Annotated in this window: 28 protein-coding genes, 1 pseudogene and 3 riboswitches; of the genes and pseudogenes, 18 read left to right on the forward strand and 11 right to left on the reverse strand. The window is 34.6% G+C overall.

Features of this window, described 5'->3' with window-relative positions:
• Positions 1-117: 117 nt before the first annotated feature.
• Complete coding sequence (locus tag P9E47_RS01280) at positions 118-1,011, reverse strand: DMT family transporter (RefSeq protein WP_326162326.1); 894 nt, start codon at positions 1,009-1,011, stop codon at positions 118-120.
• A gap of 130 nt (positions 1,012-1,141) precedes the next feature.
• On the opposite strand from P9E47_RS01280, the gene P9E47_RS01285 reads away from it, so the two are divergent.
• Positions 1,142-2,011, forward strand: a complete 870-nt coding sequence (locus P9E47_RS01285) for a LysR family transcriptional regulator (protein WP_326162327.1) — start codon at positions 1,142-1,144, stop codon at positions 2,009-2,011.
• Between the two features lie 50 nt (positions 2,012-2,061).
• On the opposite strand, the gene trmL is transcribed toward P9E47_RS01285, so the two are convergent.
• Positions 2,062-2,532 carry a tRNA (uridine(34)/cytosine(34)/5-carboxymethylaminomethyluridine(34)-2'-O)-methyltransferase TrmL gene (gene trmL, locus P9E47_RS01290; RefSeq protein WP_326162329.1) on the reverse strand — a complete coding sequence of 157 codons (471 nt, stop codon included), beginning with the start codon at positions 2,530-2,532 and terminating at the stop codon, positions 2,062-2,064.
• A gap of 143 nt (positions 2,533-2,675) precedes the next feature.
• The gene (locus P9E47_RS01295) at positions 2,676-4,409 is read right to left on the reverse strand and encodes an MASE3 domain-containing protein (RefSeq protein WP_326162357.1); all 1,734 of its coding nucleotides are present in this window, start codon (positions 4,407-4,409) and stop codon (positions 2,676-2,678) included.
• A gap of 463 nt (positions 4,410-4,872) precedes the next feature.
• Between P9E47_RS01295 and P9E47_RS01300 the strand changes: the two genes are divergently transcribed.
• Both P9E47_RS01300 and P9E47_RS01305 read left to right on the forward strand, forming a co-directional pair.
• The gene (locus P9E47_RS01300) at positions 4,873-5,955 is read left to right on the forward strand and encodes a GGDEF domain-containing protein (protein ID WP_162137834.1); all 1,083 of its coding nucleotides are present in this window, start codon (positions 4,873-4,875) and stop codon (positions 5,953-5,955) included.
• A 247-nt stretch (positions 5,956-6,202) separates the two neighbouring features.
• Positions 6,203-6,442: a carbonic anhydrase gene (locus P9E47_RS01305; RefSeq protein WP_003330824.1), complete on the forward strand. Its 240-nt coding sequence runs from the start codon at positions 6,203-6,205 to the stop codon at positions 6,440-6,442.
• A gap of 41 nt (positions 6,443-6,483) precedes the next feature.
• Here the strand turns inward: P9E47_RS01305 and P9E47_RS01310 are convergent.
• Positions 6,484-6,832: pseudogene (locus tag P9E47_RS01310) on the reverse strand (response regulator).
• Positions 6,833-7,089: 257 nt separating this feature from the next.
• A riboswitch (cyclic di-GMP riboswitch) is annotated at positions 7,090-7,173 on the forward strand.
• A 232-nt stretch (positions 7,174-7,405) separates the two neighbouring features.
• On the opposite strand from P9E47_RS01310, the gene P9E47_RS01315 reads away from it, so the two are divergent.
• Together P9E47_RS01315 and P9E47_RS01320 are read left to right on the forward strand one after the other, a co-directional pair.
• A complete protein-coding gene (locus tag P9E47_RS01315) occupies positions 7,406-9,094 on the forward strand; it encodes a methyl-accepting chemotaxis protein (protein ID WP_326162330.1) in 1,689 nt (562 codons plus the stop codon).
• A gap of 180 nt (positions 9,095-9,274) precedes the next feature.
• Positions 9,275-9,358: riboswitch (cyclic di-GMP riboswitch) on the forward strand.
• Entirely contained in the window at positions 9,338-9,697 is a 360-nt protein-coding gene (locus P9E47_RS01320) for a CZB domain-containing protein (protein WP_326162331.1), read from the forward strand. Its footprint overlaps the riboswitch before it by 21 nt.
• A 98-nt stretch (positions 9,698-9,795) precedes the next feature.
• Here the strand turns inward: P9E47_RS01320 and phaC are convergent, their stop codons facing one another.
• From phaC to P9E47_RS01335, 3 genes are all read right to left on the reverse strand, one after another.
• Positions 9,796-10,851, reverse strand: coding sequence for a class III poly(R)-hydroxyalkanoic acid synthase subunit PhaC (gene phaC, locus P9E47_RS01325; RefSeq protein WP_039957212.1), 1,056 nt, complete (start codon positions 10,849-10,851; stop codon positions 9,796-9,798).
• A 213-nt stretch (positions 10,852-11,064) separates the two neighbouring features.
• Positions 11,065-11,808 (reverse strand): 3-oxoacyl-ACP reductase, encoded by a 744-nt coding sequence (locus P9E47_RS01330; protein ID WP_003330830.1) that lies wholly within the window; start codon positions 11,806-11,808, stop codon positions 11,065-11,067.
• Positions 11,809-11,850: 42 nt separating this feature from the next.
• A complete protein-coding gene (locus P9E47_RS01335; RefSeq protein ID WP_326162332.1) occupies positions 11,851-12,324 on the reverse strand; it encodes a hypothetical protein in 474 nt (157 codons plus the stop codon).
• A gap of 299 nt (positions 12,325-12,623) precedes the next feature.
• On the opposite strand from P9E47_RS01335, the gene phaQ reads away from it, so the two are divergent.
• The 11 genes from phaQ (at position 12,624) to P9E47_RS01390 (ending at position 20,665) form a co-directional block, all read left to right on the forward strand.
• On the forward strand, positions 12,624-13,040 hold the full coding sequence (phaQ, locus tag P9E47_RS01340; RefSeq protein WP_003330832.1) for a poly-beta-hydroxybutyrate-responsive repressor: 417 nt from the start codon (positions 12,624-12,626) through the stop codon (positions 13,038-13,040).
• A gap of 56 nt (positions 13,041-13,096) precedes the next feature.
• A complete protein-coding gene (locus P9E47_RS01345; protein WP_003330834.1) occupies positions 13,097-13,645 on the forward strand; it encodes a polyhydroxyalkanoic acid inclusion protein PhaP in 549 nt (182 codons plus the stop codon).
• A gap of 5 nt (positions 13,646-13,650) precedes the next feature.
• Positions 13,651-14,088, forward strand: coding sequence for a MaoC family dehydratase (locus P9E47_RS01350; RefSeq protein WP_039957174.1), 438 nt, complete (start codon positions 13,651-13,653; stop codon positions 14,086-14,088).
• A 197-nt stretch (positions 14,089-14,285) separates the two neighbouring features.
• Positions 14,286-15,236: a fumarylacetoacetate hydrolase family protein gene (locus tag P9E47_RS01355; RefSeq protein ID WP_326162334.1), complete on the forward strand. Its 951-nt coding sequence runs from the start codon at positions 14,286-14,288 to the stop codon at positions 15,234-15,236.
• On the forward strand, positions 15,236-15,715 hold the full coding sequence (locus tag P9E47_RS01360) for a DinB family protein (protein ID WP_326162335.1): 480 nt from the start codon (positions 15,236-15,238) through the stop codon (positions 15,713-15,715). The genes P9E47_RS01355 and P9E47_RS01360 overlap by 1 nt, the downstream gene beginning before the upstream one ends.
• Positions 15,716-15,804: 89 nt before the next feature.
• Positions 15,805-15,886: riboswitch (cyclic di-GMP riboswitch) on the forward strand.
• Positions 15,887-15,930: 44 nt separating this feature from the next.
• Positions 15,931-16,293 carry a response regulator transcription factor gene (locus P9E47_RS01365; RefSeq protein WP_326162337.1) on the forward strand — a complete coding sequence of 121 codons (363 nt, stop codon included), beginning with the start codon at positions 15,931-15,933 and terminating at the stop codon, positions 16,291-16,293.
• A gap of 4 nt (positions 16,294-16,297) precedes the next feature.
• Positions 16,298-16,933 (forward strand): chemotaxis protein CheC, encoded by a 636-nt coding sequence (locus P9E47_RS01370; protein WP_003330839.1) that lies wholly within the window; start codon positions 16,298-16,300, stop codon positions 16,931-16,933.
• On the forward strand, positions 16,926-17,879 hold the full coding sequence (locus tag P9E47_RS01375) for a GGDEF domain-containing protein (protein WP_326162339.1): 954 nt from the start codon (positions 16,926-16,928) through the stop codon (positions 17,877-17,879). Before P9E47_RS01370 ends, P9E47_RS01375 begins: the two co-directional genes overlap by 8 nt.
• 21 nt (positions 17,880-17,900) lie before the next feature.
• Positions 17,901-18,599 carry a response regulator transcription factor gene (locus P9E47_RS01380; protein ID WP_326162341.1) on the forward strand — a complete coding sequence of 233 codons (699 nt, stop codon included), beginning with the start codon at positions 17,901-17,903 and terminating at the stop codon, positions 18,597-18,599.
• Entirely contained in the window at positions 18,596-19,939 is a 1,344-nt protein-coding gene (locus P9E47_RS01385; protein ID WP_326162343.1) for a sensor histidine kinase, read from the forward strand. Before P9E47_RS01380 ends, P9E47_RS01385 begins: the two co-directional genes overlap by 4 nt.
• Before the next feature lie 111 nt (positions 19,940-20,050).
• A complete protein-coding gene (locus P9E47_RS01390) occupies positions 20,051-20,665 on the forward strand; it encodes a hypothetical protein (RefSeq protein WP_326162345.1) in 615 nt (204 codons plus the stop codon).
• 65 nt (positions 20,666-20,730) lie between these two features.
• Here P9E47_RS01390 and P9E47_RS01395 read toward each other — a convergent pair whose 3' ends face one another.
• The 4 genes from P9E47_RS01395 to P9E47_RS01410 all read right to left on the reverse strand — a co-directional run bounded on the left by P9E47_RS01395 (position 20,731) and on the right by P9E47_RS01410 (position 23,361).
• A complete protein-coding gene (locus P9E47_RS01395) occupies positions 20,731-21,870 on the reverse strand; it encodes a histidine kinase N-terminal domain-containing protein (protein ID WP_326162346.1) in 1,140 nt (379 codons plus the stop codon).
• Positions 21,871-21,973: 103 nt separating this feature from the next.
• On the reverse strand, positions 21,974-22,135 hold the full coding sequence (locus P9E47_RS01400) for a histidine kinase dimerization/phospho-acceptor domain-containing protein (protein ID WP_326162347.1): 162 nt from the start codon (positions 22,133-22,135) through the stop codon (positions 21,974-21,976).
• Positions 22,132-22,290 carry a hypothetical protein gene (locus P9E47_RS01405; RefSeq protein ID WP_157382089.1) on the reverse strand — a complete coding sequence of 53 codons (159 nt, stop codon included), beginning with the start codon at positions 22,288-22,290 and terminating at the stop codon, positions 22,132-22,134. Before P9E47_RS01405 ends, P9E47_RS01400 begins: the two co-directional genes overlap by 4 nt.
• A gap of 384 nt (positions 22,291-22,674) precedes the next feature.
• Complete coding sequence (locus P9E47_RS01410) at positions 22,675-23,361, reverse strand: Crp/Fnr family transcriptional regulator (RefSeq protein ID WP_326162348.1); 687 nt, start codon at positions 23,359-23,361, stop codon at positions 22,675-22,677.
• 468 nt (positions 23,362-23,829) lie between these two features.
• Between P9E47_RS01410 and P9E47_RS01415 the strand changes: the two genes are divergently transcribed.
• Both P9E47_RS01415 and P9E47_RS01420 read left to right on the forward strand, forming a co-directional pair.
• Positions 23,830-24,537: an ATP-binding protein gene (locus P9E47_RS01415; RefSeq protein ID WP_003330847.1), complete on the forward strand. Its 708-nt coding sequence runs from the start codon at positions 23,830-23,832 to the stop codon at positions 24,535-24,537.
• A 95-nt stretch (positions 24,538-24,632) separates the two neighbouring features.
• Positions 24,633-25,249: LytR/AlgR family response regulator transcription factor (locus tag P9E47_RS01420; RefSeq protein ID WP_326162350.1), on the forward strand; the 617-nt coding region annotated here is incomplete at its 3' end.

Raw genomic sequence — 25,249 nt, forward strand, 5'->3', positions numbered from 1 at the left:
ATAATTTTTGACAACAGCTACCCTGATGGTAGAGGTGCAGGAGAAGTGTTAGCGCACTTCTCTTTTTACTCTGTTCTCATTAGACGTCAAACAATTAAACATTTTTATGCTGGTCTATCACAAAACCATGTCTCCCTTTTCTCCCCTTACCTCATTTTTATTCACCCGAAACAATTCACCAAATGCCGCCCCACCTAAAATCAAGACAGCCCCGGCTATTTGCACAAGACTTAATTTTTCTCCTAAAAGGGCAGCTGAAAAAACCAATGCCGATAGCGGCTCCAAATATCCAAGGATTGACACTGTCTGCACGGGTAGACTACCAATAGAAGAAAAATAAAAATAACAACCGATACCAGTATTTACAACGCCTAATAGCAATATAGGGATTAGATTGCCCTGCGTAATGTCGATTGAAAATCCTTGCTTTAAACTCATAAATGTAGCAACCGTTATAAAGCTCGTGATTAACTGGCACATGGAATTTTCAAGTCCCGTTATGCTTTTTGCCTTTTTATTAAAAATGACCATAAAGGCATACATGGTTGCTCCTAATATTCCGCAAATCAATCCCCAGGAAGATCCTCCCTGTGACAATGCTTGCCCGTTTACACCAAGCATTCCAATTATAACAGCAAGAAATCCAAGTAGTTTAGCGGTGGTCAGCTTTTCCCTGAATAAAAAGGGAGAAACGATCATGACAATCACTGGACCGCAATAATAGGCAAGGGTTGCAATGCTTACACCGATTTGTGCATATGCCTCATATAAAAATATCCAGCTTGCGCCCATTGCCACGCCGGAAATCACTAAATAAAGAAAGTGTGATTTGTTTTTCCAAAACTGGACTTTTTGCTTTGTTAGTGCAAATACTGCAATGAGAAAAAGACTGCCAATCATAGTCCGCAAATAAACAATTTCATAGCTATTCAATATAATGTAACTGGCAACAATTCCGTTTGTACCAAACAGGAGCAATGCGGCTATATATTTGAAATAGGCACTTTTCATTTTAATACCATCCTTCCACATTCCAAACTTGAATTTTGAATAAAAATAGCATATCATGATTCCGAATATTACAAAATTGAATGTTTCTCATGATGATCATGACAAAATCGGATGTGAAAGGAAAAGAGATATGAATATCCATAAATATTTGGCATTTGTCAAAGCAGTAGAGTATGGGAGTTTTACAAAAGCAGCTCAAAGCTTGAACTATACACAGTCTGGCATCAGCCGCATGATCAGCGATTTGGAATCGGAATGGGGAGTTCTTCTTTTTGAAAGGGGACGTGCCGGTATCAGCTTAACCTCAGATGGACTAAAATTATTGCCCCAGTTAAAGCGAATTTGTAATGAGCATGAAATCTTAATAAGGCAAATTGAGGAGTTACACGATATGCAATCCGGGATGATTCGTATTGGAACATTTTCCAGCGTGGCAACCCATTGGCTCCCCAATATGATTAAGATCTTTAGGAAGGACTATCCGGAGATTGATTTTGAACTGCTGTTAGGCGATTATACCGAAATTGAAAACTGGATTATAGAAGGACGTGTTGACTTTGGATTTTTACGGCTGCCGGTAAAAGCAGAACTTGAAACGATCTTTTTGGAGAAAGACCGTTTGCTAGTAGTGATCCCTCAAGATCATCCGCTTGCACATTGTGATAAGTTTCCGATTAACGAGATAATGAACAATCCGTTAATGCTACTGGAAAAGGGCGCGAACGCAGAAGTCTCTGAAATTTTTGAGAAGCATCATATTTCACCGAAAGCCCATTTTACAACATGGGATGACTATGCCATTATGTCTATGGTAGAAAATGGGCTTGGAATCAGTATATTACCGGAATTGATTTTACAGCGTATTCCTTATCAAATTATCGCGAAAGAACTTGAAGTTCCCGCTTATAGAAATATATGTATTGCTATGAGAGAGCAAAAATCGCTTTCCCTTGCGTCGAAGAGATTTTTAGAATATTTATCATATAGAAAGAAAGAGTGAAAGCGTCACTGATCCTGACAAATAAAAAATCCTCCTGAACGGAAGATTTTTTATTTTAAATTCGGATAACCCTGCTGGCGCAAAGCCTCATACACCAATAGCGCAGCTGTATTCGAAAGATTGAGTGAACGGACATGATCACTCATTGGTATTCTTAGAAAGTGGTCTTTATTTCTTTTTAGTAAATCTTTTGGTAAACCCGTTGTTTCTTTTCCGAACATAAAATAATGTTCCATCGATACATCACTGAAATCAAAAGATGAATGTGTTTTTTCACCAAACGTCTCAATATAGTAAAACTCACCTTGATTTTTTGAAAAAAAGTCATCCAATGAGTCATAATACGCTATGTTTACAGAATGCCAGAAATCTAAACCTGCTCGTTTTATCATTTCTTCGTCCGTTGAAAAGCCAAGCGGTCGGATTAAATGCAAGGCTGTGTCTGTTGCGGCACAGGTACGTGCAATATTCATAGTATTAGCCGGAATTTCTGGTTGATATAGTACAACATGTATACCCAAGAATGGTCACCTCTATCTTCATTTTACCCCCTAAATTATAGCATACAGATTGCGAATAGTTGCGGCACAATAGCGATCTGGTCAAAAGTTGAGTAGATTAGTGTTGGAATAGCCAGCCATTTATATGCGCTGTTAGAACCAAACTAAATCGGAAGCTTCATTTTTACTGTTGTACCAACATTAAGCTCACTAGAAATTTCTAATTTCCCTTTGTGAGCTTCAATTATTTTATAGCTTACCATTAAGCCGAGCCCAGTTCCTTTTTCTTTTAACGTATAAAATGGCTCTCCCAGGCGGGGCATAAGTTCTTCGGGAATTCCACAGCCCTCATCGATAATTTCAATAGCTATATAGTTATCCTCAATCGTTAGATTGGTACTAATATTACCACCGGTTGGCATGGCTTCCATTGCATTTTTATATACATTAATAAGAACTTGCTTTAAATGATGTTCATCCCCGTATACATTTACATGGTTTATTACTGTGTCAAATTGGATTTGTACATTTTTTAGTAATGCCTGTGGTGTTAGAAATGCAATAACATCTTCGAGAATCTTTATAAGCTCGATTGTTTGATATTTGGTCGCTTCCGGTTTTGCAACGACCATAAATTCACTCGTAATCATCTCAAGCCGATCAATTTCCTCTAACATAATCGATGTATATTTTTTATTTGTTGGGTCTTCGTTTTTACTCATAAGCTGAAGGAAACCTTTAATTGTCGTTAATGGATTGCGAATTTCATGAGCGAATCCGGCTGCAAGTTCACCAACAATCGATAGTTTTTCCGTCTTTCGTAAAAGCGCCTCAGCTTGTTTTAATTCTGAAATATCGACTATATTGCCAATAAGTTCCGGTGGCTTTCCCAATGGGGTGACTCTAGTTAATGTCATTAATAGGAAAACATCTTCATAAATTTCAAATTCAATTCCAAGATCATCTCCTTTATACCATACACGTTCGAATTCTCTGTGTAATTGGTCAGCGACCTCTTTTCGAAGAAAATGGTGAACAGAATGACCGACAATCTGATCTTGAGTAAGTTTCAAATCACTTAGAAGTTTGCCATCACAAAGAGTATGGATAAACTCATCATCTCTTTTAACAAGTTTAATAATAATACCTTGGTTTTGTAATATTATGTTTTTAAATTCCTCTTTCGTATCTTGCAATTCTTCTTCTGTAATCTTCTTCTCCTCGAATGGAACTCTAATATTCGTCAAATAAAAGGCACGAAGAATAAAATAATACCCAAAAATTTTATAGAAATGACCCAAAATATGAATGATATCATGAACATTAGTATAAATTGTAACCGTTAAGCTACATAGCATTAAAAAATAAAAAGAGAGTAGTAAGTACAAATAAAATTCATTTTTCTTATGATAATATAGAAAAGAAGTATAAATAACCCCCGCCAAATGAAATAGCGAAATCGAATACTCAATATTATTTTTTAAAGAAGTGGTACCACCCATTTCGCTAATAAGGGGAGGGAGTGAGCCTGAAAATAGTATAATAATAGAAGTAATACCTAATGAATATAGAAGAGAGCTGGCTGTTAAGATACATCTCTCTCGATTTGATTTTGAATATAGATTGCTACTAGTCTTAACTAAGAAAAAAACAATCGAAATTCCAACGATTTCAGTAAGGCTGCCGATAATCCAAAACCATGTGGAAGGCTCTGGAGTAGTCGAGAACGGAAATCCATCAAACAATAAAGTATGAAAGATATCTAAAATCCCAACTGATAAAAAAGAAGCAGAGATAAAAATGAGGATCCGTGACTTCGTATAAGACCAAGTGAGCCATCCATATAAAAAGATGACAGCTGAAATAATAATACTAGTTAATTCCATAAGGGTATGAATAGATGAGTATTCGCATCTAAAAAACTTGGAAACTCAATAAATAAAACTAGCAAATAAAAGATAAAACCTATTAAAGCAAATGAAATAGCTTTACGTTCTATGTTTGTCGAAACTTGGGACAATAAATATACACCTCAATTTAACTAGATATTATTAGTTTGGCTCAGTTTCTAATTCTAAATTCCTGATTCTAAATTCTTATTTTCTATCATTATCGCGAATTTTTAGTTAAAATCAATAGATTCTACCAAATATGTCATAATGTGACAAAAACTTCGATTTGATTAAAAATAGTATAATCTACCTACAATTAGTTGATATTTATACACTTATGACTATAATAAAGTTTAATATAGTAATAATATAGGAAATTATGGAAACAATGATGAATCATTTTTTACAATATGTACAACAACCCTTAAATAAAAGGGTCTTTTTTATTGGGGACAAGGAGCGGCTAATTATGTTTCAATCAATTTTGTCAAATTTGGCAATCATATTATTGGGTCATTTATTAATGAGCACATTAATGAACTACCGTGAACGTTTTCCGGAAAAATTGCTATACATGTGTATTGTTATACTCTTTTCTGGGGTAATCATTACGATGTTCTATTTGCCGATTCAATTTGGAGGATATCGATTAGATTTAAGATTAATTCCACTTTTGTTGTTGGCGGTATTTAGAGGTTGGAGGATTACACTTCCCGTTCTTTTCGTTGTTTCAACCTGGCGCTATTTGATGGGTGGAGATGGTGCTGTTCCTGGTACTATATTTGGCATGATTTTACCAACCTTATTTACTTTAGCGTATTACAAGTTCAAAACAAAGAAAAGCAACGTTATTGAAATGGTTTTGATCATTACTGTTTGTTGGTTGATTTCCGATTTTCCAATCCTAATCATTGTCCCAGATGGAATAGAGATATTTAAGGATATCTTCTTATTAAGGTATGCATCATTTCTTGGAGCAACTTTCATCTATTATTCATTTATTCTACTTGAATATAAAAGAGAGGCTTTAAAAAAACAATTAACTTTTCTTGCTATGCACGATCCTTTAACAAAACTGCTAAATAGAAATGAATTTATAAAGGTAGTTGAAGAAAAGATAACTGAATCACATTTAAATCATTATATAGCCATGATTGATATAGATCATTTTAAGAAATTGAATGATAATTATGGTCATATTGCCGGTGACACTATTTTGATAAAGGTAGCCTCTATTTTCAAGAAATATGAAAGTGATCATGTCATAGCTTCAAGATATGGTGGAGAAGAATTTATCATATATTTAGGAACGAATAGCCCGGAACAGGGGGCTATGATTGTAAAAGAAATTCAAAACGAAATACGTGCGACATCATTTGAAATTGATAATGATTTCACCGTTCCGATCTCCGTCTCGATAGGCTTAGCAAAAATGAAAAACGAGCCAGCCCTAAAGGATTTAATAAAGGAAGCGGATAAAAATTTGTATACGGCTAAGGACAAAGGAAGAGATCAGTTAATAATGACATCTATTGACAATTTAAACTTTTAGGTATAAAATCTTTAGTAAATTAAATATTCGAGAGAAATTATTCAACTTCTTTTACATAAAAGAGCTTTAGCATACTATTAAATGTACAATTTGGTAGTGTGAAGAAGTAATTCTTTAAACATAAAGAAGTAAAGAATAAGATAAATCGGTATATTACTTGACTAGTCAGGAGGAGAGGACTAGTTTTAGGAATATATCGTTTTTTGGTTTAGAAGGGGATTTTAGATGGAAAAATCAAAGGGGTCTATTGAAAAATAAAGATTTGAAGGATCATGTAAAAATGATGGATTATCTTTTTCAAAATTGTACGCCTGAATTTTCAGGGGGTAAGATAAGCGAGTGGCTAGAAGGAAAAGAAAATATTACTGAAAGTATCCGGAAAAGCGTTGATATCATTCGTCATCATCCATTGGTTCCCTTTTACGTTAAAGTTCAAGGTTTTATGTTGAATAATGAAAAAGAGGAATTCACAAGTTTGAATGTGTAATAAAAAAAAGAGTGCTAAAGGGTATCCAAAATAGGTGCCCTTTATATTTTTGCATTATAATGCTTACTAACAATTGGAACTAAATTGTGGAAGTAAGGTTTAACAATAAAATCTATTGCACCACTTTTAATGGATTCATTAATGATCGCCTTCTGTCCGCCTAAAGCTGTACACATAATGACCTTTGCATCGGGGGGCTATGTTTATTATTTCTTTTAAAGCATCAATTCCATTAAGTTCAGGTGAGAAGATTTTGTACTTTTCGATAGCCTCAATACCATTTTTCGCCTCTATGAACACTGTATAATTTGCTTCCATTAAAATATCTTTTAAAAGCCTTCTCACGAAAAGAGAATCGTCAACAATAAGTATCCCTTTCAATTGAAACATCCTTTCAATAATATCACACTCTTCAAACCTAATAAAATCAATACTAATATATGAGATACGGCCATTTAAGTGGTAAAAAAATGAAGGGGCGGCATAAAAGACCAAGACTTTTTAAATTTATATTAAAATAATATTCTAAAAATTAATAGTTATAAAGACCTATACATTTTATACTATATAGGTATGGATTATAGTATTTAATTAGTATATAATGTTTAAAAAAGTTATTATTATTTAGCAAGTCGTATTTAATATTAATATGATAAAGGCAAAACTACAGAAATGTAGTGACGCAAAGCTATAGGGACTTATCCATTAAGGAATGTCAGCCAGTTACCAAATTTATTTAAGGCGAAACCATGTCCCCTTTATTTTTGGGATATGGTTTTTTGTTTTGAATATAGATTTCAATTTAGGTGGGTGGAAAATGAGGCATACAGATGAAGTCCTGGAGTCAGATCTTCAAAAGGAAATAAATAGTCTTTAAAACCAAGGAACAACTGTTGGCGTTATTTTACCGACATATAACCAAAAAAAATTGAAAAAAGTAATATTAGGAGATGGACATTAAAAATGAAATTAACAGTCGCAAGAAAAATGTATCTAGGCTTTAGTGCTGTTTTAGTTCTTTTACTAGTAATGGCGGGGTTTTCTTATTACCAAATTGCAGAAACAAAAAATACATATGAAAACGTGTTAAACGACCGTGTTGAAAAAATTAACCTTGTCCGTGGGATGTTAGAAGTAACAAAGGATATTGAAATTGCTAATCTAGCGTACTTAATCATTGGGAATGACGAATCATTAGCTGCTTATGAGGAATCTTTGGCTCGATATAATAAGTTAAGTACACAATTAAAATCATTATTAAATACAGAAAAAGGAAAGAAGCTGCTAGATGAAATTGATCAGTACTCAATGCAATACATTGAATTAGCTCAAAAAACAATTTTTTTAAAAAAGGCTAACAATCTTAAATACATGGATGATATTTCAAAAGAAGCCCCACTTATCATGCAAAGTATTAGTAATAAGGCTGAAGAAATGATTATTAATGAAACAAATGAACTAAATAATGCTAGAAATCAAACGTTGGAAATAGTGAAAGGGATACAATTTGTCCTAGTTATATTAAGCATTATTGCTCTTCTTCTTGGTGCCGGAATTGCTTTTTATATTAGTCGAATCATTTCAAATCCGGTAAGAAAGATTGCGATTGCTGCAGATAAAATAGCAGATGGCGACTTAACGCAAGAGGAAATTCAAATTAAAAATAAAGATGAAATTGGCGAGTTGGCCCATGCTTTTAACAATATGACTTTTAATCTTAGGCAAGTAATACAACAGATTAATAGTAGTTCTGAACAAGTGGCAGCCTCATCTGAAGAACTACAAGCAACAAGTGAACAAGCAACAGAAGCTACAGAACAAATTGCATCCGCAATCCAGGAAGTGGCCGGTGGATCAGAAACCCAAGTATCAAGTTCAAAACAAAGTGCCATTGCAATGGAAGAAGTATCACTGGGAATCCAAAGAATTGCTGAGTCCTCTACAACAGTTAGGGGTTCTGCACAGGAAGCAACAGTTTTATCAGAACAAGGATATCAATCCCTGCAAGCTGCAATCCATCAAATGGAATCAATTGAAGAGGGAACACAAAACACGACAGCTGCTATTAAAAATTTAACAGAGCGTTCAAAGGAAATTGGAAATATTATTGGTGTAATTACGGATATTTCTGAGCAAACAAATTTATTAGCTTTAAATGCTGCCATTGAAGCAGCAAGGGCTGGAGAACATGGTAGAGGCTTCACAGTGGTAGCCGATGAAGTGCGGAAATTAGCAGACCAATCACGTGATTCAGCTTCCCAGATTGTACAGTTAATACAGGAAATTCAAAAAGATACTGAAATAGCTAATAACGAGATGATGCAAAACATTAATGAGGTAGATATAGGAAAGAATGTTATCCAAGAGACAGGTACAGCTTTCCAACAAGTGTTGAATGCTGTTCAGCAAGTTAATACTCAAATCCAAGAGGTATCTGCTGCATCAGAACAAATTTCAGCCAACACAGAACAAGTGACAGCTTCTGTAGAGCAATTAGCCCAAATTGCGAAAGATGCATCTGAACAATCACAAGGCGTTGCGGCTGCCTCCGAAGAGCAATTAGCCTCAATGGAGGAAATCAGTAACTCAAGTGAATCATTAAGCAAACTAGCACAAGAATTACAAGAATTGGTTGCAAAATTTAAGATTTGATCCATTTCGAATAAATAAAGAGAGCCGCTTGTTCAATAAGATAACGGAGGGAAACCTCTTTTTTTCTTTTTGAAAGTATTATTATTACATATTTTGTAGAATCTATTGATTTTAAACAGAATTTCGCGATAATAATAGAATAGGAATTTAGAATCAGGAATTTTGAAATACTAAATAAACTAATGACAAAGATGCTATGAAAAACTACCTATATTTGGGCACTTGGGTATTTTTGAGCGAGTAGTGCAACCGACTTTTTTAAAGGATATTGTAAGAGTTGCAAAAACAGATCATCTACTTTGGAAATGGAAAGTTTATAATATGATGTTAGGATTAGAAACACAGGAGAATATAAACGGACAGTCCCACGAACATTGTAGGTTAGGAAAGTGGTATTATGGGGATTTGCCTACACAAGTGAAATCTAGGGACACATTTAAACGATTGGAGGAGCCTCATAAGGAAGTCCACCATTATGCCAAAGTTGAAGTGGAGTATTATGGAAAAGGTGATATGGTTGGTGTCGAGCAAGCTTTTGTACAATTAGAAAGGGTTTCTAACAATGTTATTGATTTGTTAAATAGATTAGAGTCAGAACTATAAACTTTTCACTGGGTCGGAGTTCCCGACCCTCTGTCCCATCTAAACCAAACAAAAAACTGCCTGCACATCGCAGACAGTTTTTTACTAACTACTTAAATTTAATTCGAACGCTCAGCTAACCAGTCGCCAATCGTAGGGAAAGTTAGTGAAACTGCTTTTGGACCAAATGTTACAGATACATGGCCTGTTGGCACACATACGTATTTCTTGTCTTTACTTGAAATTTTATTCATTAAAGCTTCGACTTGATGTGGCATAGCAATAAGATCGCGCTCACCAGAAATATTAAGTACGTTTGCCTTAATTGCACTTAAGTTAACTTTACGTCCACGGATAACAAGTTCATCTTTAATTAATTTATTTTGCTGATAAAATTCACGAATCCACTGACGATAAGCCTCACCAGGGAATGGAATTCCATCCTGCAACCATTTTTGCATTAATCTCCAGCTTTCTACGAATTTCGGATTTTCTGAGCGGTCATATAATGTAACATATGGACCAATGAAATTCGAAAGTGGATCTAGCATTTTATTGCCAAAATCAATCATTTCAGGGGGAACATTTCCTAATGTTTCTACTACTTTATCAACATCAAAGAAACGGTCATCTAGGAAACTACCATATAAACCTGTGTCTTCGAAATCAAATGGACTTGTCATAAATACTAGATTCTTAATAGGTAATTCAGGATGAAGGGAAGCAAAGATCGATGTCATTGTTCCGCCCATACAATATCCTAGCATAGAAACAGAATTTGCTTTTGAAGTACGTAAAACCTTCTTAACGGCTCTAGGAATATAATCTAATATAAAGTCATCAAGCTTCATATTACGATCTTCGTAGCCGGGCGTACCCCAATCAAGCATATACACATCAAAACCTTGGTCAAGAAGGTACTCAACAAGACTGGACCCTTTTGTGATATCAAGGATATAAGGCTTATTGATTAGTGCATAAACCATTAGAAGAGGAGTACTATGTTTTTTAGGTTTATCTGAAATATAGCGATATAATTTTGTTTTGTTTCTTGTCCAAATGACTTCTTTTGGTGTTAAACCTACTTCCGGTTCTGGATCTTTCGTTAATACTTCCATCGTTCTTTTAAACCGGCGATAGGATTGTTTTGCCTCATCAGGCATTACATCTATCATTTCTTCTAATTGTTTTTCTAAGATCAATCTGTACACACCCTTCTTGGAAGATCATTTCACTGTCTAGCTCCAGCGCCTATCGCCTAGCAAACTTCAGGACTCCTCCCTACGATAAGTCAACTAAGAATTGCTAGCGCAATTCAAGTTTCCTTTATCTCAGTCGAAGCCCCTCCAGTTTGTACGGCGATGAGCAAGGCGCTTCCGCTTTTCTTATTACATTGCAAGTCCGCCGTTAATATTCAACTGTTGACCGGTGATATATGCTCCATCTTTACATAGGAATAATACGCCTCTTGCAATTTCTTCCGGATGACCAAAACGCTTTTGAGGAATTTTAGCCACGATTTGTCCGCGAATTTCCTCAGGAATTTCTAGAACCATACTTGTTTCAATAAATCCAGGGCAAATCGCATTTACAGTTACATTTGTTTTAGCTAATTCAAGTGCAAGAGATTTTGTAAATCCAATCAAACCAGCCTTAGCTGCTGAATAGTTTGTTTGACCAAAAGCACCTGTTTGGCCAATTACAGAGGAAATATTGATGATTCTACCAGCGTCAGATTCAGACAGATGTGGCAATGCAGGCGAAATAGTGTTATATGAACTATTTAAGTTAACATCAATCACTTTTCTCCAATTTTCTTCTGAAAGCTTTTTAAATGAACTGTCTCTAGTGATACCTGCATTATTAACCAAGATATCTAGACGTCCATATTTTTCAACTGCGGCATTTACTAGTTTAGTAGCTTCTTCAGAAACAGAAACATCCGCTTGAACAGCATAAGCTTCCCCGCCGTTTGCTTGAATTTGTGCTACAAGATCTTCAGCTGCCTTGCTGCTGCTATTATAATTTAATACTACTTTTACCCCATTGCTTGCTAATTCTTTTGAAATAGCAGCTCCAATTCCAACAGCGCCCCCAGTAACGATTGCAACTTTACCATTTAAATTAATCATAGTTAAGTCCTCCCCCAATTTATGTAAGTTTTTAATTCACCATTATTTTGCGTTTGCTTTTACAGCTTTTGGATCTTCTTTAGTTTTCGGTTCCTCGTTACTTTTTAGATCCTCTTTAAGAAAATTTAGAACCTCATCCAATTTGCTGCCGATTTCTTTTACTTCTTTCTTTAATGTAACCATGTCCTTTTTTAAATCATCTGGTGTGATCTGTTTTTCAAGATTTTCTTCCAATTGCTCTTCCATATCATCTATTTTTTTATCTAAATTGATTATAAGAGAAGAAAGACTGGATAAATCCTCACGAGTAGGCAGGTTCATTTGTTCTAGGAATTGCTTTGTGTTTTTATCAGTCATATTTCTAAACAGCAAGTTTCCTTCTAAAACCTTACCCATCCATTCAGAAAACTCTTCAGTTCCAACCTTTTCATTAATGGCGGGTCCCCAATAATTTTGGACGTTTTTATAATAATCCTGCCACATTGCAAATGGATCATATGTTTTTTGGTTAGACATGTTTTACACTCCCTTCCTTATTTAACTCCCACATGTAGTTTAAACATGATTTTTGTCTGAAACAATTTAAATAATTCCAAAAATTTCTACATTCTCCGCAGAAAATTTGCATAGTAATGTCGAACGGGAAATTCGTTCTTCCCTAAAACGCTGATGTGTCAAGGAAAGGAAAACGTTATCAAAAAAAGACAAAAACCGCAAAAGTAGGGTAGAAGGAAGGTAAAACCGCAAATAGTAAAAGTTGACAATTGGAACATATAGGTGTAAATTACACATATAGTCAAAAACAGGTGATGAATATGGCAGATAACACAAATCAAAAAAATAGCATGGAAAAAGGGATAGGGGGCTCACCCAAAAATTTAATGGTGCCGTTTTTATTGTTAAGTTTGCGGGGGGGATTTGGCCTACATGGATACAAACTGATTCAACAGTTAACCCAGCTGGGCTTTTCTTCTATTGATCAAGGGAATGTCTATCGATTACTAAGACAGTTAGAGAAGGATAATTTAGTGAAATCCGAGTGGGATACAACAAGCAGTGGACCTGCTAAACGAATCTATTCGATAACCGATGTTGGCCTTGAATATCTAGATTTATGGGCCGAATCTTTGGGGCAATATCAAACGATGTTGGATAGTTTTTTTACGATGTATTCCAATATGTTCATGCCTCTCGTTCCAAAGGGGAAAAAAGAAGACCCTGATGAAAAGTGATACTGCAGTTTTGCAGCCACATAAAAAAATTAATTTATTTTAAAGGAGATGTTTTAATGTTTACAACGGTGGATCAAACGAAAAAGATTATTGATACAATGTGGGTGAATTGGGAAAATGGAGTTCAACAAGTCTATCGAACTCAAGAAAAAATTGGAGAGTTCTCTTTAGATGCCCTGAAACAACAACAAGATATGCTATCTTCAATCGCTACAAACCAAAAACAAGTAGAAGAAGAAATTAAAAATTCATTAAATGAAGCAGTAAAGTTATTTAAAGAAAACAATGTATATGGCAAAAATGATGAATTTGTTCAGCTATTTGATACTTGGAATGAGAAAATGATGGGCATCGTTAATCAAATTCAACAATTAACATCAACTCCGTCTAAAGCATTGTTAACATTGACTGAACAATCTCATGAGAGAATGTATGAAGCTGTAAAACAGACTCTAGAAAATCAAAATAAACTGCATATGGAAACAACTGAGAAAATTGAAAAATTCATGGCACAAATTAAAGAATCTCAAAATAAATTCGTTAGTGCGATTGAAGAACAAACAACAAAGACAGCAGAGAAGAGTCAGGCTAAAAAAAAGAACTAGAATTAATTGAAAAATCAAAAAATGTGAAAGAGCGCCTATTCGCAGAAATAGAGATTGGAGATGCCGCTTCTTTCACGCGAAGAGTAACCAATGAGGATCTCTTTGACTTTGCAGCATTAACTGGAGATGTAAATCCGATTCATCTTGATGAGGACTATGCATCGAAGACAATGTTCAAAGGAAGAATTGCTCATGGGGTCTTAACAGTAGGCTTTATTTCTACGTTACTTGGCACAATTTTACCTGGTAAAAACGTGATTTATTTATCTCAAAATTGCAGGTTTACAGCGCCAGTACGTATTGGGGACACAATTAGGGTAGTGGGAAAGGTAATAGATAAGCGCCAAGATAAAAAAATATTAACTATAGAAACAAATGTCTATAATGATCGGGACGAACTGGTACTTGAAGGAAGTGCTGTAGTCATGAAAAAGGAGCAGTGATAGCTTCTTTTTTTTGTTCTTTTTTTCGTGTACACATATATAAATTGAAAACTTTTAAAACTTAATATATAGATAAATATAATTATTGACAATAATCCGTGAATTAACTTATCTTAGAGGTAGTATAAATTATCAATATAGTGAACATTGTTATCTATAGTGAAATATTAGCCGAATTAAAAAGGGAGGAAATTGATATGAAATTAATTACATTTACAGTTGCAGGATCTACTAGAATTGGAGCTGTAACAAATGAAAACGTTGTAGATTTAAACGCAGCTTATGAAGCATTACAAGATTCGCAAGGAAAAATTCGCGCTAAACAAATTGCAGAAGCTTATGTTCCAAATGATATGACTGGATTTTTACAAGGCGGCAAAGAAAGCATGCAATATGCAAACGAGGCCATTCATTTTGCACTAGAAAACAAGGAATATAAAGGACGTACACTTGTATTTGCAAAAAAGGATGTCAAAGTTGGCGCTCCGGTTCCAGAGCCGGGCAAAATGATCTGTGTTGGTCATAACTATCGTGAGCATATTTTAGAAATGGGACGTCAAATTCCTGAATTCCCAGTTGTGTTTGCAAAGTTTTCTAACACTGTCATTGGTCCAGAAGACGATATTCCATTCTTCCCAATCTCTGAACAATTGGACTATGAGGCAGAATTTGCTTTTGTTATTGGAAAAAGAGCAAGAAACGTTTCTCAAGAGGAAGCACTTGATTATGTAGCAGGATATACAATTGTTAATGATGTTACTTATAGGGATATTCAACGCCGGACAATCCAATGGTTGCAAGGTAAATCAGTTGATGGAGCGGCACCAATGGGACCATGGCTTGTTACAACGGATGAATTAACAAATCCATCTGGTTTAGAAGTAGTTTTAACTGTAAATGGAGAAGAAAGACAGCATACAAACACTGCTAATCTAGTATTCTCTGTGCAATATTTAGTAGAGTTTTTATCTAATCTAATGACACTTGAACCAGGAGATGTGATCTTGACTGGTACTCCAGGTGGTGTCGGCGTGGCGATGGATCCACCGTCATTCTTAAAGGATGGGGACGTTGTAAGTATTAGTATTGATGGAGTCGGTGTGCTTGAAAATAAAGTTCAAAAAGCAGCTGTTGAGGTGAAAAACTAATGACAATCCAAGAATCCATTCAATCTGTAGAGAAGTCTCTTGATCAAATCATTGAAACTGTAGAAGGTTTATCAGAAGAAATCATCCGCAAACATCCGGTTCCGGAAGAATGGTCTATTATGCAAATCATTTGTCATGTTGAAGAAGCCCTTCCCTATTGGATTGAGGAAATTGAAAATATTATGGCCGCTCCAGGAACAGAATGGGGAAGACACTTTACCCATGCAGGACGTCTTGCTGCCGTAGATGCAGCTGAAACTCGTACTGTTTCTGATGTACTAGCAAAACTAAAAGAAATCAAGCCATTTGTATCAGAAAAACTAGCTGAGCTTGACGAAGCAACATTAGCAGTTGAATCACCAAGCCGCAATCCAAACTTCGGCACAAAGCCGATTTCCTTTATAGTGGACCATTTAATTGTGGAACATGCGAGCAAACACTTTGCTCAAATTCAGCGCAATTTATCAAAATTACAATAATCTTTCAAATCAAAATATTATAACACCATTATAAAAACTATTGAAATTTAGCATCTGCAAAGGTAAAATTTAGGTAAATTTTATTAAATAATATGAAAAGATGCTATGAAGAATCTCCTATATTTGGGCACTTGGGTGATTCAGAGCAAGTAGTGCAACCGGCTTGAAATCAAGTCGGTTTTTTTGTATTCCAAAATAAATTGGGGGAAGAGTCTATGAAAATATTAATTGTTGAAGATTCAATGTTTGTAAGAAATGTTATAAAAAAAGTCATCCTTGAAAATATTCCAAATTGTGAAGTACTGACAGCAAATGATGGGGAAAGTGGCTTCAATCTGTACCAAGAGTATAAGCCGGATTTGATAACGACAGATCTGTTGATGCCTAATTTAAGTGGTCAGGATTTGTTGAAAAAGATTAGAGAAATAGATAAGGAAACGAAAGTGATTGTTATTTCCGCAGATGTTCAAAAAGCAACTAGAGATGAAATTGAGGAGCTTGGAATTTTAGGATTCATAAATAAACCTGTAACAGGTGAAAAAGCAGATTTGCTCATCAATCTTATCAAGGGGGTCTAACTTAATGTTGAATGAACTTCAGCGGGATTTATTAACTGAACTTGTGAATGTATATGTTGGGCAGGCAGCAAGTATGTTATCAGAAATGGTTCAACAAAAAATTGATCTAGCGATTCCAAAAGTTGAATTGGTCTCTACAACTGAAGTTAATCCTGAAGATCATAGATTTAATATCTTTATGAGTGAAGGGCACCTGATCACATCCTCATTAAAGTTCGGTCATGAATTTCGTGGAAAAGCAATCTTGATGTTCCCGATAGACCAAGCTAAAATCTTAGTAAATACATGCCTCGGGGAGATAACTTCAGATTTAGATACGGATGCTAAAAGCTTGATGGATACTGATTTAGATGTATTAAAAGAGATCAGCAATGTGATTCTTAATGCGATAATTGGCGAATTTGGTAATTTCCTAGGATTGAGACTTGAGTATGCGTTGCCAGATATTGAGCTTGTTTCAATAGCCAAGGGGGATAAAACAACATTCCTTCAAAATGAGGTTCACGTCCTTATTTTACAAACTTCTTTTTCACTTGCCGAGACGAATATAAAAGGCGCAATCGTGATTGCATTAAGTATGGATTCAATATCTAGCTTGCTGAAAAAAATAGATGAATTACTGGAGGAAATCCATGGATAGTCTAGTTTTCCAATCCTTAGATAAAGTAAATGTTGGAATGGTCATCATAGACAAGAATTTAAATATTCTCCTTTGGAATCAATGGGTAGAGCGGTTAACTGGCTTCAAGGCTGAAGAGGTGATTGGGAAAAGTTTAACAGAGATTTGTCCGCGATTCCGAATGAAAGTATATTCAGAGATACTACAAAATGTACTTTTTCATGGCCAAAGTAGATTTTGTTCAAGTACATTGCATAAAGCATTTTTCCTTCCACAAGATGTGACTGATGAGAACACTATTAAGCAGAACCTGCACATAGAACCACTGTATAAGGAAGATCTTACGTATGCCCTTATACAAATCAGTGATATGACGACAACTTATAACCGAGTTTATAAGTTGAAAAATTTAATAAAGGAAATGGAAGTTGAGCTAAAAGAAATTCAGACTACTGAAAAGATTAGTAGACATCGTGCTATGCATGATTCTCTTACGGGTTTACCCAATCGCCTTTATTTCAATGATCGGCTTGCATGGGCAATCAATTATGCCCACAGAAACCGTGATAAACTGGGGATTATGTTTCTAGACCTTGATGGATTCAAGGAGATCAATGATACATATGGCCATAAAGTAGGCGATATGGTACTAAGGGAAGCAGCCCGGCGTTTACGGGGATGCATCCGGAGTATCGACACGCTTGCACGACTGGGCGGAGATGAATTTACGGCTGTATTAATTCAATTAAAAGATGAAAAAGATGCTTCGATAGTAGCTAGTAAGTTTATAAAGGTATTTCAAGATCCATTCATAATAGATGAAAAACCAATAAAACTTTCAGTAAGTATAGGAATTAGCACGTACCCAAAAGATGGAGAGGAGCCTACGGCGCTCATAAATAAAGCGGACACGGCTATGTACAAAATAAAAATTAAGGGTAAGAATGCGTTCGGCTTTGCTGAATAATAGAACATAACAGGGAAAAGAATGAAACATAAAATATTAATTATCGAAGATGAAGATAAAATTGCAAGAATACTGGAGCTTGAACTTAAGCATGAAGGATATGAGACGACAATTGCGGCTAATGGACGTGCAGGATTAGAGTATGCCCTGAAAGAGTCATGGGATGTAATTATCCTTGATATTATGATACCGGAATTAAACGGGATTGAAGTATTGCGACGGATTCGAAAGTCTGACCAGCTAACCTCCATTATTTTACTATCTGCTCGTGATTCTGTAATGGATAAAATAAATGGACTCGATCATGGAGCAAATGATTACATGACAAAGCCTTTTGATATGGAAGAGCTGTTAGCACGCATTCGAGTAATGATCCGAACAAAACAGCAGCTTCAACACAAACAGAAAAATGAGGATGAGTTCGTTTTAGCTGATTTAAAAGTTAATCTCCTTACTCGGGAGGTTATCCGTGGTGGTGAAAAAGTGGAGCTGACAAAAAAGGAATTTGATTTGCTGACTTTTTTATTAGAGAATCATCACCATGTTTTGAGTCGCGAGCAAATTTTAGAAAAGGTTTGGGGCTTTGATTATCTAGGAGATACGAATGTTGTCGATGTATATATTGGCTATTTGCGGAAAAAAATTGATGCACCTTTTCATGAGCCATTAATTCATACAATCCGCGGGGTCGGTTTTACGATCAAGGAGAATAACCGATGACATTAAAAGCAAAACTCCATATTCTTATTTTTACTTGGACTATTATTATTCTACTTGTCGGTAATCTAGCTGTGTATCTGTTATTTGTTGAAATGATTAAAGATAAAAAGGAAAACAGCTTAGAGTATATTGCAAGTACGATTGAAAATCAGGGTATTCCTAAATCAGACGCTGATGAAGCAGTTATTCAAAAATTGCTCCCGGAGGACAGCCTTGTTCGTATCATTGCACCTACGAATGAGATCAAATTTGAGTATACAAATGAAAGTGATTATAGCAAAATACCGACTTCTTTTTCACCGCAAGCGGAGTATACCTATGATAGTTATGATGGAGATGATGTTATCGTATTTGTTAGGCCAATCTTAGCCGCAGGGGATGTTACTGCGTCCATCCAAGTCATTTCAGATTTTGAAGACGAGCGGGAGGATATTCAAGATCTATTGTATGTACTTCTTACGGTTTCAGGGATCCTTCTTGTTATTTCGATCTTATTGAGTTTCCTGGCATCCTCTCTGTTTTTACGTCCACTTGCACAGTTTATCAAAACGATGGAGGATATTCGAATAAGCAGGAACTTCAAAAGGATTTCTATTAATGATAAAAATTCAAAAGAAATGAACCAAGTTGCCCAAACTTTTAATGCGATGATTGAACAACTAGAGGAGCAGTTCGAAAAACAGGAACAATTTGTCTCGAATGCTTCTCATGAATTACGAACGCCATTAACCATCATTGAAAGTTACGCTTCTCTTTTGAAAAGATGGGGACGTGAGAATGAGGAAGTGTTAAAAGAAAGTATTGATGCCATTCATCAAGAAGCACTTGGTTTAAAAGCAATGATTAAGCAACTGTTAGAACTGGCAAGGTACGAAGAACAAATGACACTGCCTTTATCTGATCTAAATGCAGTAGATATTGGTAAAAAAGCGATTAACCGATTGAAAGGTCTTACGAACCGTCCGATCCATCTTTTGGTCGAAGAAGATTCTATTTCTGTTTTTGCAAATGAACAAGCCCTAATTCAAGTGCTGACGATATTGACTGATAATGCTTTAAAGTACAGCGAAGACAAGGTGGAAATTAAAATCGATAAGGACAAAAACAAAACCACACTTCAAGTCATTGACTATGGTGTTGGAATTCCCAAAGAAGACCTTCCCCATGTATTTGGTCGATTTTATCGGGTTGATAAAGCGAGACAACGAAGTGCTGGTGGAGTGGGGATTGGGCTATCTATTGCGCATACACTTGTTGAAAAAATGGAAGGGCAGATATCCATTCAAAGTGAACCTGAAAAAGGAACGATTATCACTTTAGCGTTTAAGGCACAATCCTAAAACTTTTATCAAATTCTTATCAATTTCTTAATCTTTTCAGAAGGTATCCTTAAAAATAACGGTTATAGTACAACTAGAAGCTACTTACTTGGAGGAATGGAGGGATTAAGAATGAAGAAAGAATGGAGAAAAATTATCACATATTCCGTTGTTGCATTTGGATTAGGATGTGCAGGAGTAACAACTATAAATGGCTTTGAAGGAGATCAAGTAGAGGCTGCCCAAACCTCATTCGTTTCAGAAAGTGCCAATGATATCGAGCAACGCTTATTCGTACAGTCACCAAGACATTATGTTGAAATGGAGGGGAAAGTAAGAGCCTATGATGGAAAAAATATTACGATTCTCCATCCAATTCACGGTGAAAAAACTTTTAGCATCGCTTCCGATGCAATCATTTCAGAGCGATATATAAAATTGAAAAAAGGTGTTTTGGCGGAAGTGAAAATTTTTGATTCGGAGGTTTATAGAATTGAAACTGAAAGAACGATTGAAACATATGGGACGCTTTCAAGCCTTGATAACAAGAAAATAACGGTAATGGTTGATAATGTTAAAAAGGAATTTCCGAAAGGAAAGTTCTTCTATCTTGATAAAGATGGATATCGTGGAAGCGTGATCGGCATGCCAGTTAGTATTACATTAGATTCAGGCTTTACTGCCTTAAATGCTGAAATTGAAGATGACTATGACGATCTCGATGATGACGATCATTACGATGACTAGACTTTTTATACACAAAAAATAACCCTTAGCACTTGAACTAGGGGTTATTTTACATGAAACCACTATTATGATGCGAAATTTATGGGCAACATAACTTGAAACGTAGTCAAATCATCTGTTGAGATGCAATTTATTGTACCATGATGGCTTTCGATTATTTTTTTACAAACATATAATCCTATTCCTGTGCCTAAATTCTTTGTGCTATAAAATGGCTCGAAAATTAACTTAATTTCATCTGCACTTAAAGGTGCACCGTTGTTTGAAATACTAACAGAAATATTATCAAGATCTGCTGCTGCTATGATGTTAATTTTTCTCTTCTTCTCTTTTTCTTCGCTTAAAGCATCAACTGCATTTATTAATAGATTTAGAAAAACCTGCTTCAATTCATTTCGATCGCCATTGACCGTTACATCTAAATTCATATTAGTGGTTACCTCGATATTACTATCAACAATACTTGGGTACAAGAAATGAACAACATCTTCTAGTATATCGTTAATAGTAATTGTTTCAATCCTACTTTCGATGACGGTGTTCATCTTTGACGTGTGAAGAAACTGTGTAATTCTAAACTTCAGTTGTTCAAGTTCCTTGCTAATAATATCTAAATAAGGCATGTTCGGATGTTCGGCCTTTAGTAGTTTGACAAATCCCATGACAGAGGTAAGTGGATTGCGAAACTCATGGACGAAACTAGAAGACATTTGTCCGAGGATCGACAATCTATCCTTATGGCTCTGCGAAATAAACAGGTTTATCTCTTTTAATTTCATATCTTTTAGTTCAGTGTACTTTGATACAGCGTAGTAGCAGAATCTATCAAACTGCCTATTTACTAAGTCAATGATGGGCTGTAACTCATCTAATAAGATTCCAGATTTGATTATATGTTTTACTATGAGACTCCTTCCAAGATTCACATTGTAAACGAAGTCCCCTATATTTATGTTAGCATCAGCACGTTCTTGAGCAACTTTGTGAGCTAAGGATTTGATATCGTCATCTGAATAATCATCTAAAATAGAATCAATGATTAATTGATATATTAAAAAGCCATTTTTTCTTATCAGTTCCTTATCATCTTCATCAGTACTTACCACTATGCTTTTTTCCCATAAATCTAATACTGTACTTTCATTGTTTTTGAGAAATTGAGCTAATTTTTCATATCCATTATATGTTGGCACATTTGTTTCCATAATAATTCCCACTTTCCATTTTTAAAAAGGATTGAATGAAGTGATTATATAGGGAAAATATACCATAAAGGTTTGAATATATATATATAAAATTTATAATATTTTATATATTTTGTTTAATTAAAGGAAATATGATCGCAAAGCAGGTTCCTTCATGATTTTTAAATTCCGTTTCATTCATAAGTTGAAGCAGCCCTCTAGAAGTAGTTAAAGGATTTCGTACTTCATGGGAAATGCTTGCGGCTAATTGACTTATCATTTTCATTTTTTCAACCTTCCAAATAGGAATGAAAGAATAACAGCGACAGTCATTTTCTTTTGTAAGGAAAGCTTAAAATACATCGTTTTCAAAAAAGGAACAGATAGTAAGATTAATGTGACCGTAATAAAACGAACAACTATTGCTAAAAGGTAATCCAAAATAGTCTCCATCTTATTGAATTTTCAGTATGTATAGTGTTTCGAACGGAGACGTATGTGTGAATCAATTTTATTTTTATGGAATCTAGTACAAGTACTATTTATGAGGCGCGTAATGCAACATGACTGAAATTTTCTATCATAATATAACACTTGTCCCAATATACTAAAGTGAAGAAGCTTTAGGGGGAGTAGTATTAGTGGAAAAGGAAGAATTCGAAGGACTGTTCATAATGGCTTATCTCCATTTAGCATTGATTCTAGTAATCTGTGTGATAGGGAAGTTTGTTGGTAGTTATTTTTGAAGCATAGTACAATTTTATAAGAGTGTTTATTATCCAACACCGCGCTTGTACAAAAGGAGACAAGCGCGGTATTCCTATTTTAAAGAAGTGAGCTGAATTTGTTCCAATCTAAAATAATAATCCTTTTTTCCTTTAGTTCAATAAGATGGGTACTTTTTAACTTTGATAAGGCTCTGCTTGTACTTTCTCTAGTGGCACCGACTAATAATGATAGATCATAGACTGAGATAGGTAGGTCAATGTATATTTTATTATTTAATCTTCTTCCAAATTTTTTTGATAATTTTTCTATTGTAATAAGAAGATTTGAATAAATATCCAAATAAGCCCTCTCGAATAATCTAGTTGAAAACTCTTCAATCTGTTCGCCCATATTCTGAATGACTTTTTCGATTAGAAGAGGACAAGCTTTTAATTCCGCTTCAAAAAGACTTGTGTTTATATATAATATTTCACCTTCGTGGATCATCGTGGCGGTATTTGTGTAGAGGTATTCACGTTTATTAAATAAACCTGATTCGGCAATGATATCTCCTCTTGTTTTAAGACTAACAATTAACTCTTTTCCGTTTTTATCCAACTTAGTAAGCTTAACTAATCCTGAATGAATGAAGAAAACTCCACGGCCTTCTTCAAATTCTGAAATTATGACCTCCCCACGAGAGTATTTTTTTTTAATTACTTTACTATCTAGGCACTGGAAGCAATCTTCAAAGGGAGTTTGTGACAAAGTTAATTTGTCCAAAACTTGCAGTATTTCATTCATTAGATCACCTCGTAGTTACTTTTAATAAACTGAAGCTGAACAGAAGCTTGAAGGAAGAATATTGGAGTAGAATATCCGAATTCCAAATATTTAGAAAATACTTACATTAATGATATAACTAATTGGTTATTTTTTCAATTCGTCTTTTCTCCAAGTAGGGTTAATAACCTCCATTTGGTGCTCATTTAATGGTATATCGGACAAAAATACGATCATGTCGGTACCCTATCAATAAATTATTGTAGTAATTTTACAAAAAACAAAAAAGGTTATGAAATGTACTATTTTGGTTCTGATATGATTTGAACTTAACATCATATGAAGTTTATACTTATTTTAAGAAACTAAACTAATTTGATAAATATGTATAAAAAAATATATTATTATTTTTAATAGTTTCACATAGAGCAATAAATGTTTTACTATAAATATAATACGTTTACAAACCAATTTAAAGGAGTGGGAAATATGAGTAATCGAGCATCGCTTCATAATAGGCCTTTAAAAGATGTGAAAAAGTTAGAAAAGCTTGAAATCGTAGGCGAATTAGCTGCTGGCATTGTTCATGAAATTAGGAATCCACTAACTTCAATTTTCGGGTTTGTGCAACTACTAGAGCAAGGAGTTCATAATAAGGATTATTTTAACCTTATTTATTCATCATTTAATGACATTGAAGAGTATCTTAAAGCTCTATTAATCATTGCAAGGCCACAACCTAATGAACAAAAACTAGTTAATATGACACTATTAGTAGAAGATATACTTGAACAAGTAAAGCATAAGATCAATTCTAATCGCGTTCATATCAATACCGATTTTGAATTAGAATTACCCAATATTCTATGTGATGAGACGCAAATGAGTATAGTCTTTAAAAATTTGATCACTAATAGTATTGAAGCAACTTTAAACGAGGGGATCGTTTCTATTTTTGTTAGAAAAGAAGATACGAATTTATTAATAAAAATTACCGATACTGGTATTGGGATGAGCAAAGAGCGTCTTGCTAAATTAGGAGAGCCTTTTTTCAATCTTAAAGAAAAGGGGACAGGGATAGGCTTAATGGTCTGTTATCGGATTATTTGGCAATATAACGGGTCTATTTTTGTTGAGAGCGAAGAAAATAAAGGTACTACTATTGAGGTAAGAATACCTTTTTTGGACTATATGTAATCAATACAGGAATGAGAATAGCAAAGTGAATGCTATGGAAATTATCTAAATCAACTTTTGTAAACTACATTTATTTTTTGAAAGGGGTGTATACTTTGCCTCTTATTAAAACGGTACTTGCAGATGATAATCGAGATTCTTTAGAAATAATTGAGACAATATTAAAACGACACCAAAAATTCAGAATTGTGGCAACGTGTACTGATGGAGAGGAATTAATAAACCAAGTCATTAAATGTAGGCCTGATTTAGTCATTACAGATATTAAAATGCCCAAGCTTAATGGAATAGAAGTTATTAAGAAGTGCAGGAAATTTGATTCCAATGTTAATTTTATATTTGTAACCGGCTTTGACGACTTTGCTGTTGAAGCCTTTAACGTTGCTGCTATTGACTATATTGTTAAACCTTTTAATATGGACAGATTTTTTGCTGCTTTAGAAAAGGCAATAGAAATAATCCAACATAAACAGCAATTAAAATCGAAAAGTTTCAGATCAAAATTAAAAATAAAAAGTAGTGGTTCAAATTATTACATTCCAATGGAAGATATTTATTTTATTGAGAAGCAAGGGAAAAAGTGCATAATTCATGGGAAGAATAAATTGTATGAAACGAATGAGAGTATTAAAGTTTTGTATCAAAAATTAAATGACACCTTCTATTTGTCACATCGGTCTTACATTATTAATGTAAACGGGCACATTATTCC

This window comes from Schinkia azotoformans, assembly GCF_035811335.1.
In the GTDB taxonomy this organism is placed as follows: domain Bacteria; phylum Bacillota; class Bacilli; order Bacillales; family Bacillaceae_J; genus Schinkia; species Schinkia azotoformans.

Coding starts and splice junctions, on each gene's coding strand:
- P9E47_RS01280 (WP_326162326.1), bottom strand. CDS start 1,011: ATGAAAAGTGCCTATTTCAAATATATAGCCGCATTGCTCCTGTTTGGT.
- P9E47_RS01285 (WP_326162327.1), top strand. CDS start 1,142: ATGAATATCCATAAATATTTGGCATTTGTCAAAGCAGTAGAGTATGGG.
- P9E47_RS01300 (WP_162137834.1), top strand. CDS start 4,873: ATGTTTCAATCAATTTTGTCAAATTTGGCAATCATATTATTGGGTCAT.
- P9E47_RS01315 (WP_326162330.1), top strand. CDS start 7,406: ATGAAATTAACAGTCGCAAGAAAAATGTATCTAGGCTTTAGTGCTGTT.
- phaC (WP_039957212.1), bottom strand. CDS start 10,851: ATGATAGATGTAATGCCTGATGAGGCAAAACAATCCTATCGCCGGTTT.
- P9E47_RS01330 (WP_003330830.1), bottom strand. CDS start 11,808: ATGATTAATTTAAATGGTAAAGTTGCAATCGTTACTGGGGGCGCTGTT.
- P9E47_RS01335 (WP_326162332.1), bottom strand. CDS start 12,324: ATGTCTAACCAAAAAACATATGATCCATTTGCAATGTGGCAGGATTAT.
- phaQ (WP_003330832.1), top strand. CDS start 12,624: ATGGCAGATAACACAAATCAAAAAAATAGCATGGAAAAAGGGATAGGG.
- P9E47_RS01345 (WP_003330834.1), top strand. CDS start 13,097: ATGTTTACAACGGTGGATCAAACGAAAAAGATTATTGATACAATGTGG.
- P9E47_RS01355 (WP_326162334.1), top strand. CDS start 14,286: ATGAAATTAATTACATTTACAGTTGCAGGATCTACTAGAATTGGAGCT.
- P9E47_RS01360 (WP_326162335.1), top strand. CDS start 15,236: ATGACAATCCAAGAATCCATTCAATCTGTAGAGAAGTCTCTTGATCAA.
- P9E47_RS01365 (WP_326162337.1), top strand. CDS start 15,931: ATGAAAATATTAATTGTTGAAGATTCAATGTTTGTAAGAAATGTTATA.
- P9E47_RS01370 (WP_003330839.1), top strand. CDS start 16,298: ATGTTGAATGAACTTCAGCGGGATTTATTAACTGAACTTGTGAATGTA.
- P9E47_RS01375 (WP_326162339.1), top strand. CDS start 16,926: ATGGATAGTCTAGTTTTCCAATCCTTAGATAAAGTAAATGTTGGAATG.
- P9E47_RS01380 (WP_326162341.1), top strand. CDS start 17,901: ATGAAACATAAAATATTAATTATCGAAGATGAAGATAAAATTGCAAGA.
- P9E47_RS01385 (WP_326162343.1), top strand. CDS start 18,596: ATGACATTAAAAGCAAAACTCCATATTCTTATTTTTACTTGGACTATT.
- P9E47_RS01390 (WP_326162345.1), top strand. CDS start 20,051: ATGAAGAAAGAATGGAGAAAAATTATCACATATTCCGTTGTTGCATTT.
- P9E47_RS01395 (WP_326162346.1), bottom strand. CDS start 21,870: ATGGAAACAAATGTGCCAACATATAATGGATATGAAAAATTAGCTCAA.
- P9E47_RS01400 (WP_326162347.1), bottom strand. CDS start 22,135: ATGAAAATGATAAGTCAATTAGCCGCAAGCATTTCCCATGAAGTACGA.
- P9E47_RS01410 (WP_326162348.1), bottom strand. CDS start 23,361: ATGAATGAAATACTGCAAGTTTTGGACAAATTAACTTTGTCACAAACT.
- P9E47_RS01415 (WP_003330847.1), top strand. CDS start 23,830: ATGAGTAATCGAGCATCGCTTCATAATAGGCCTTTAAAAGATGTGAAA.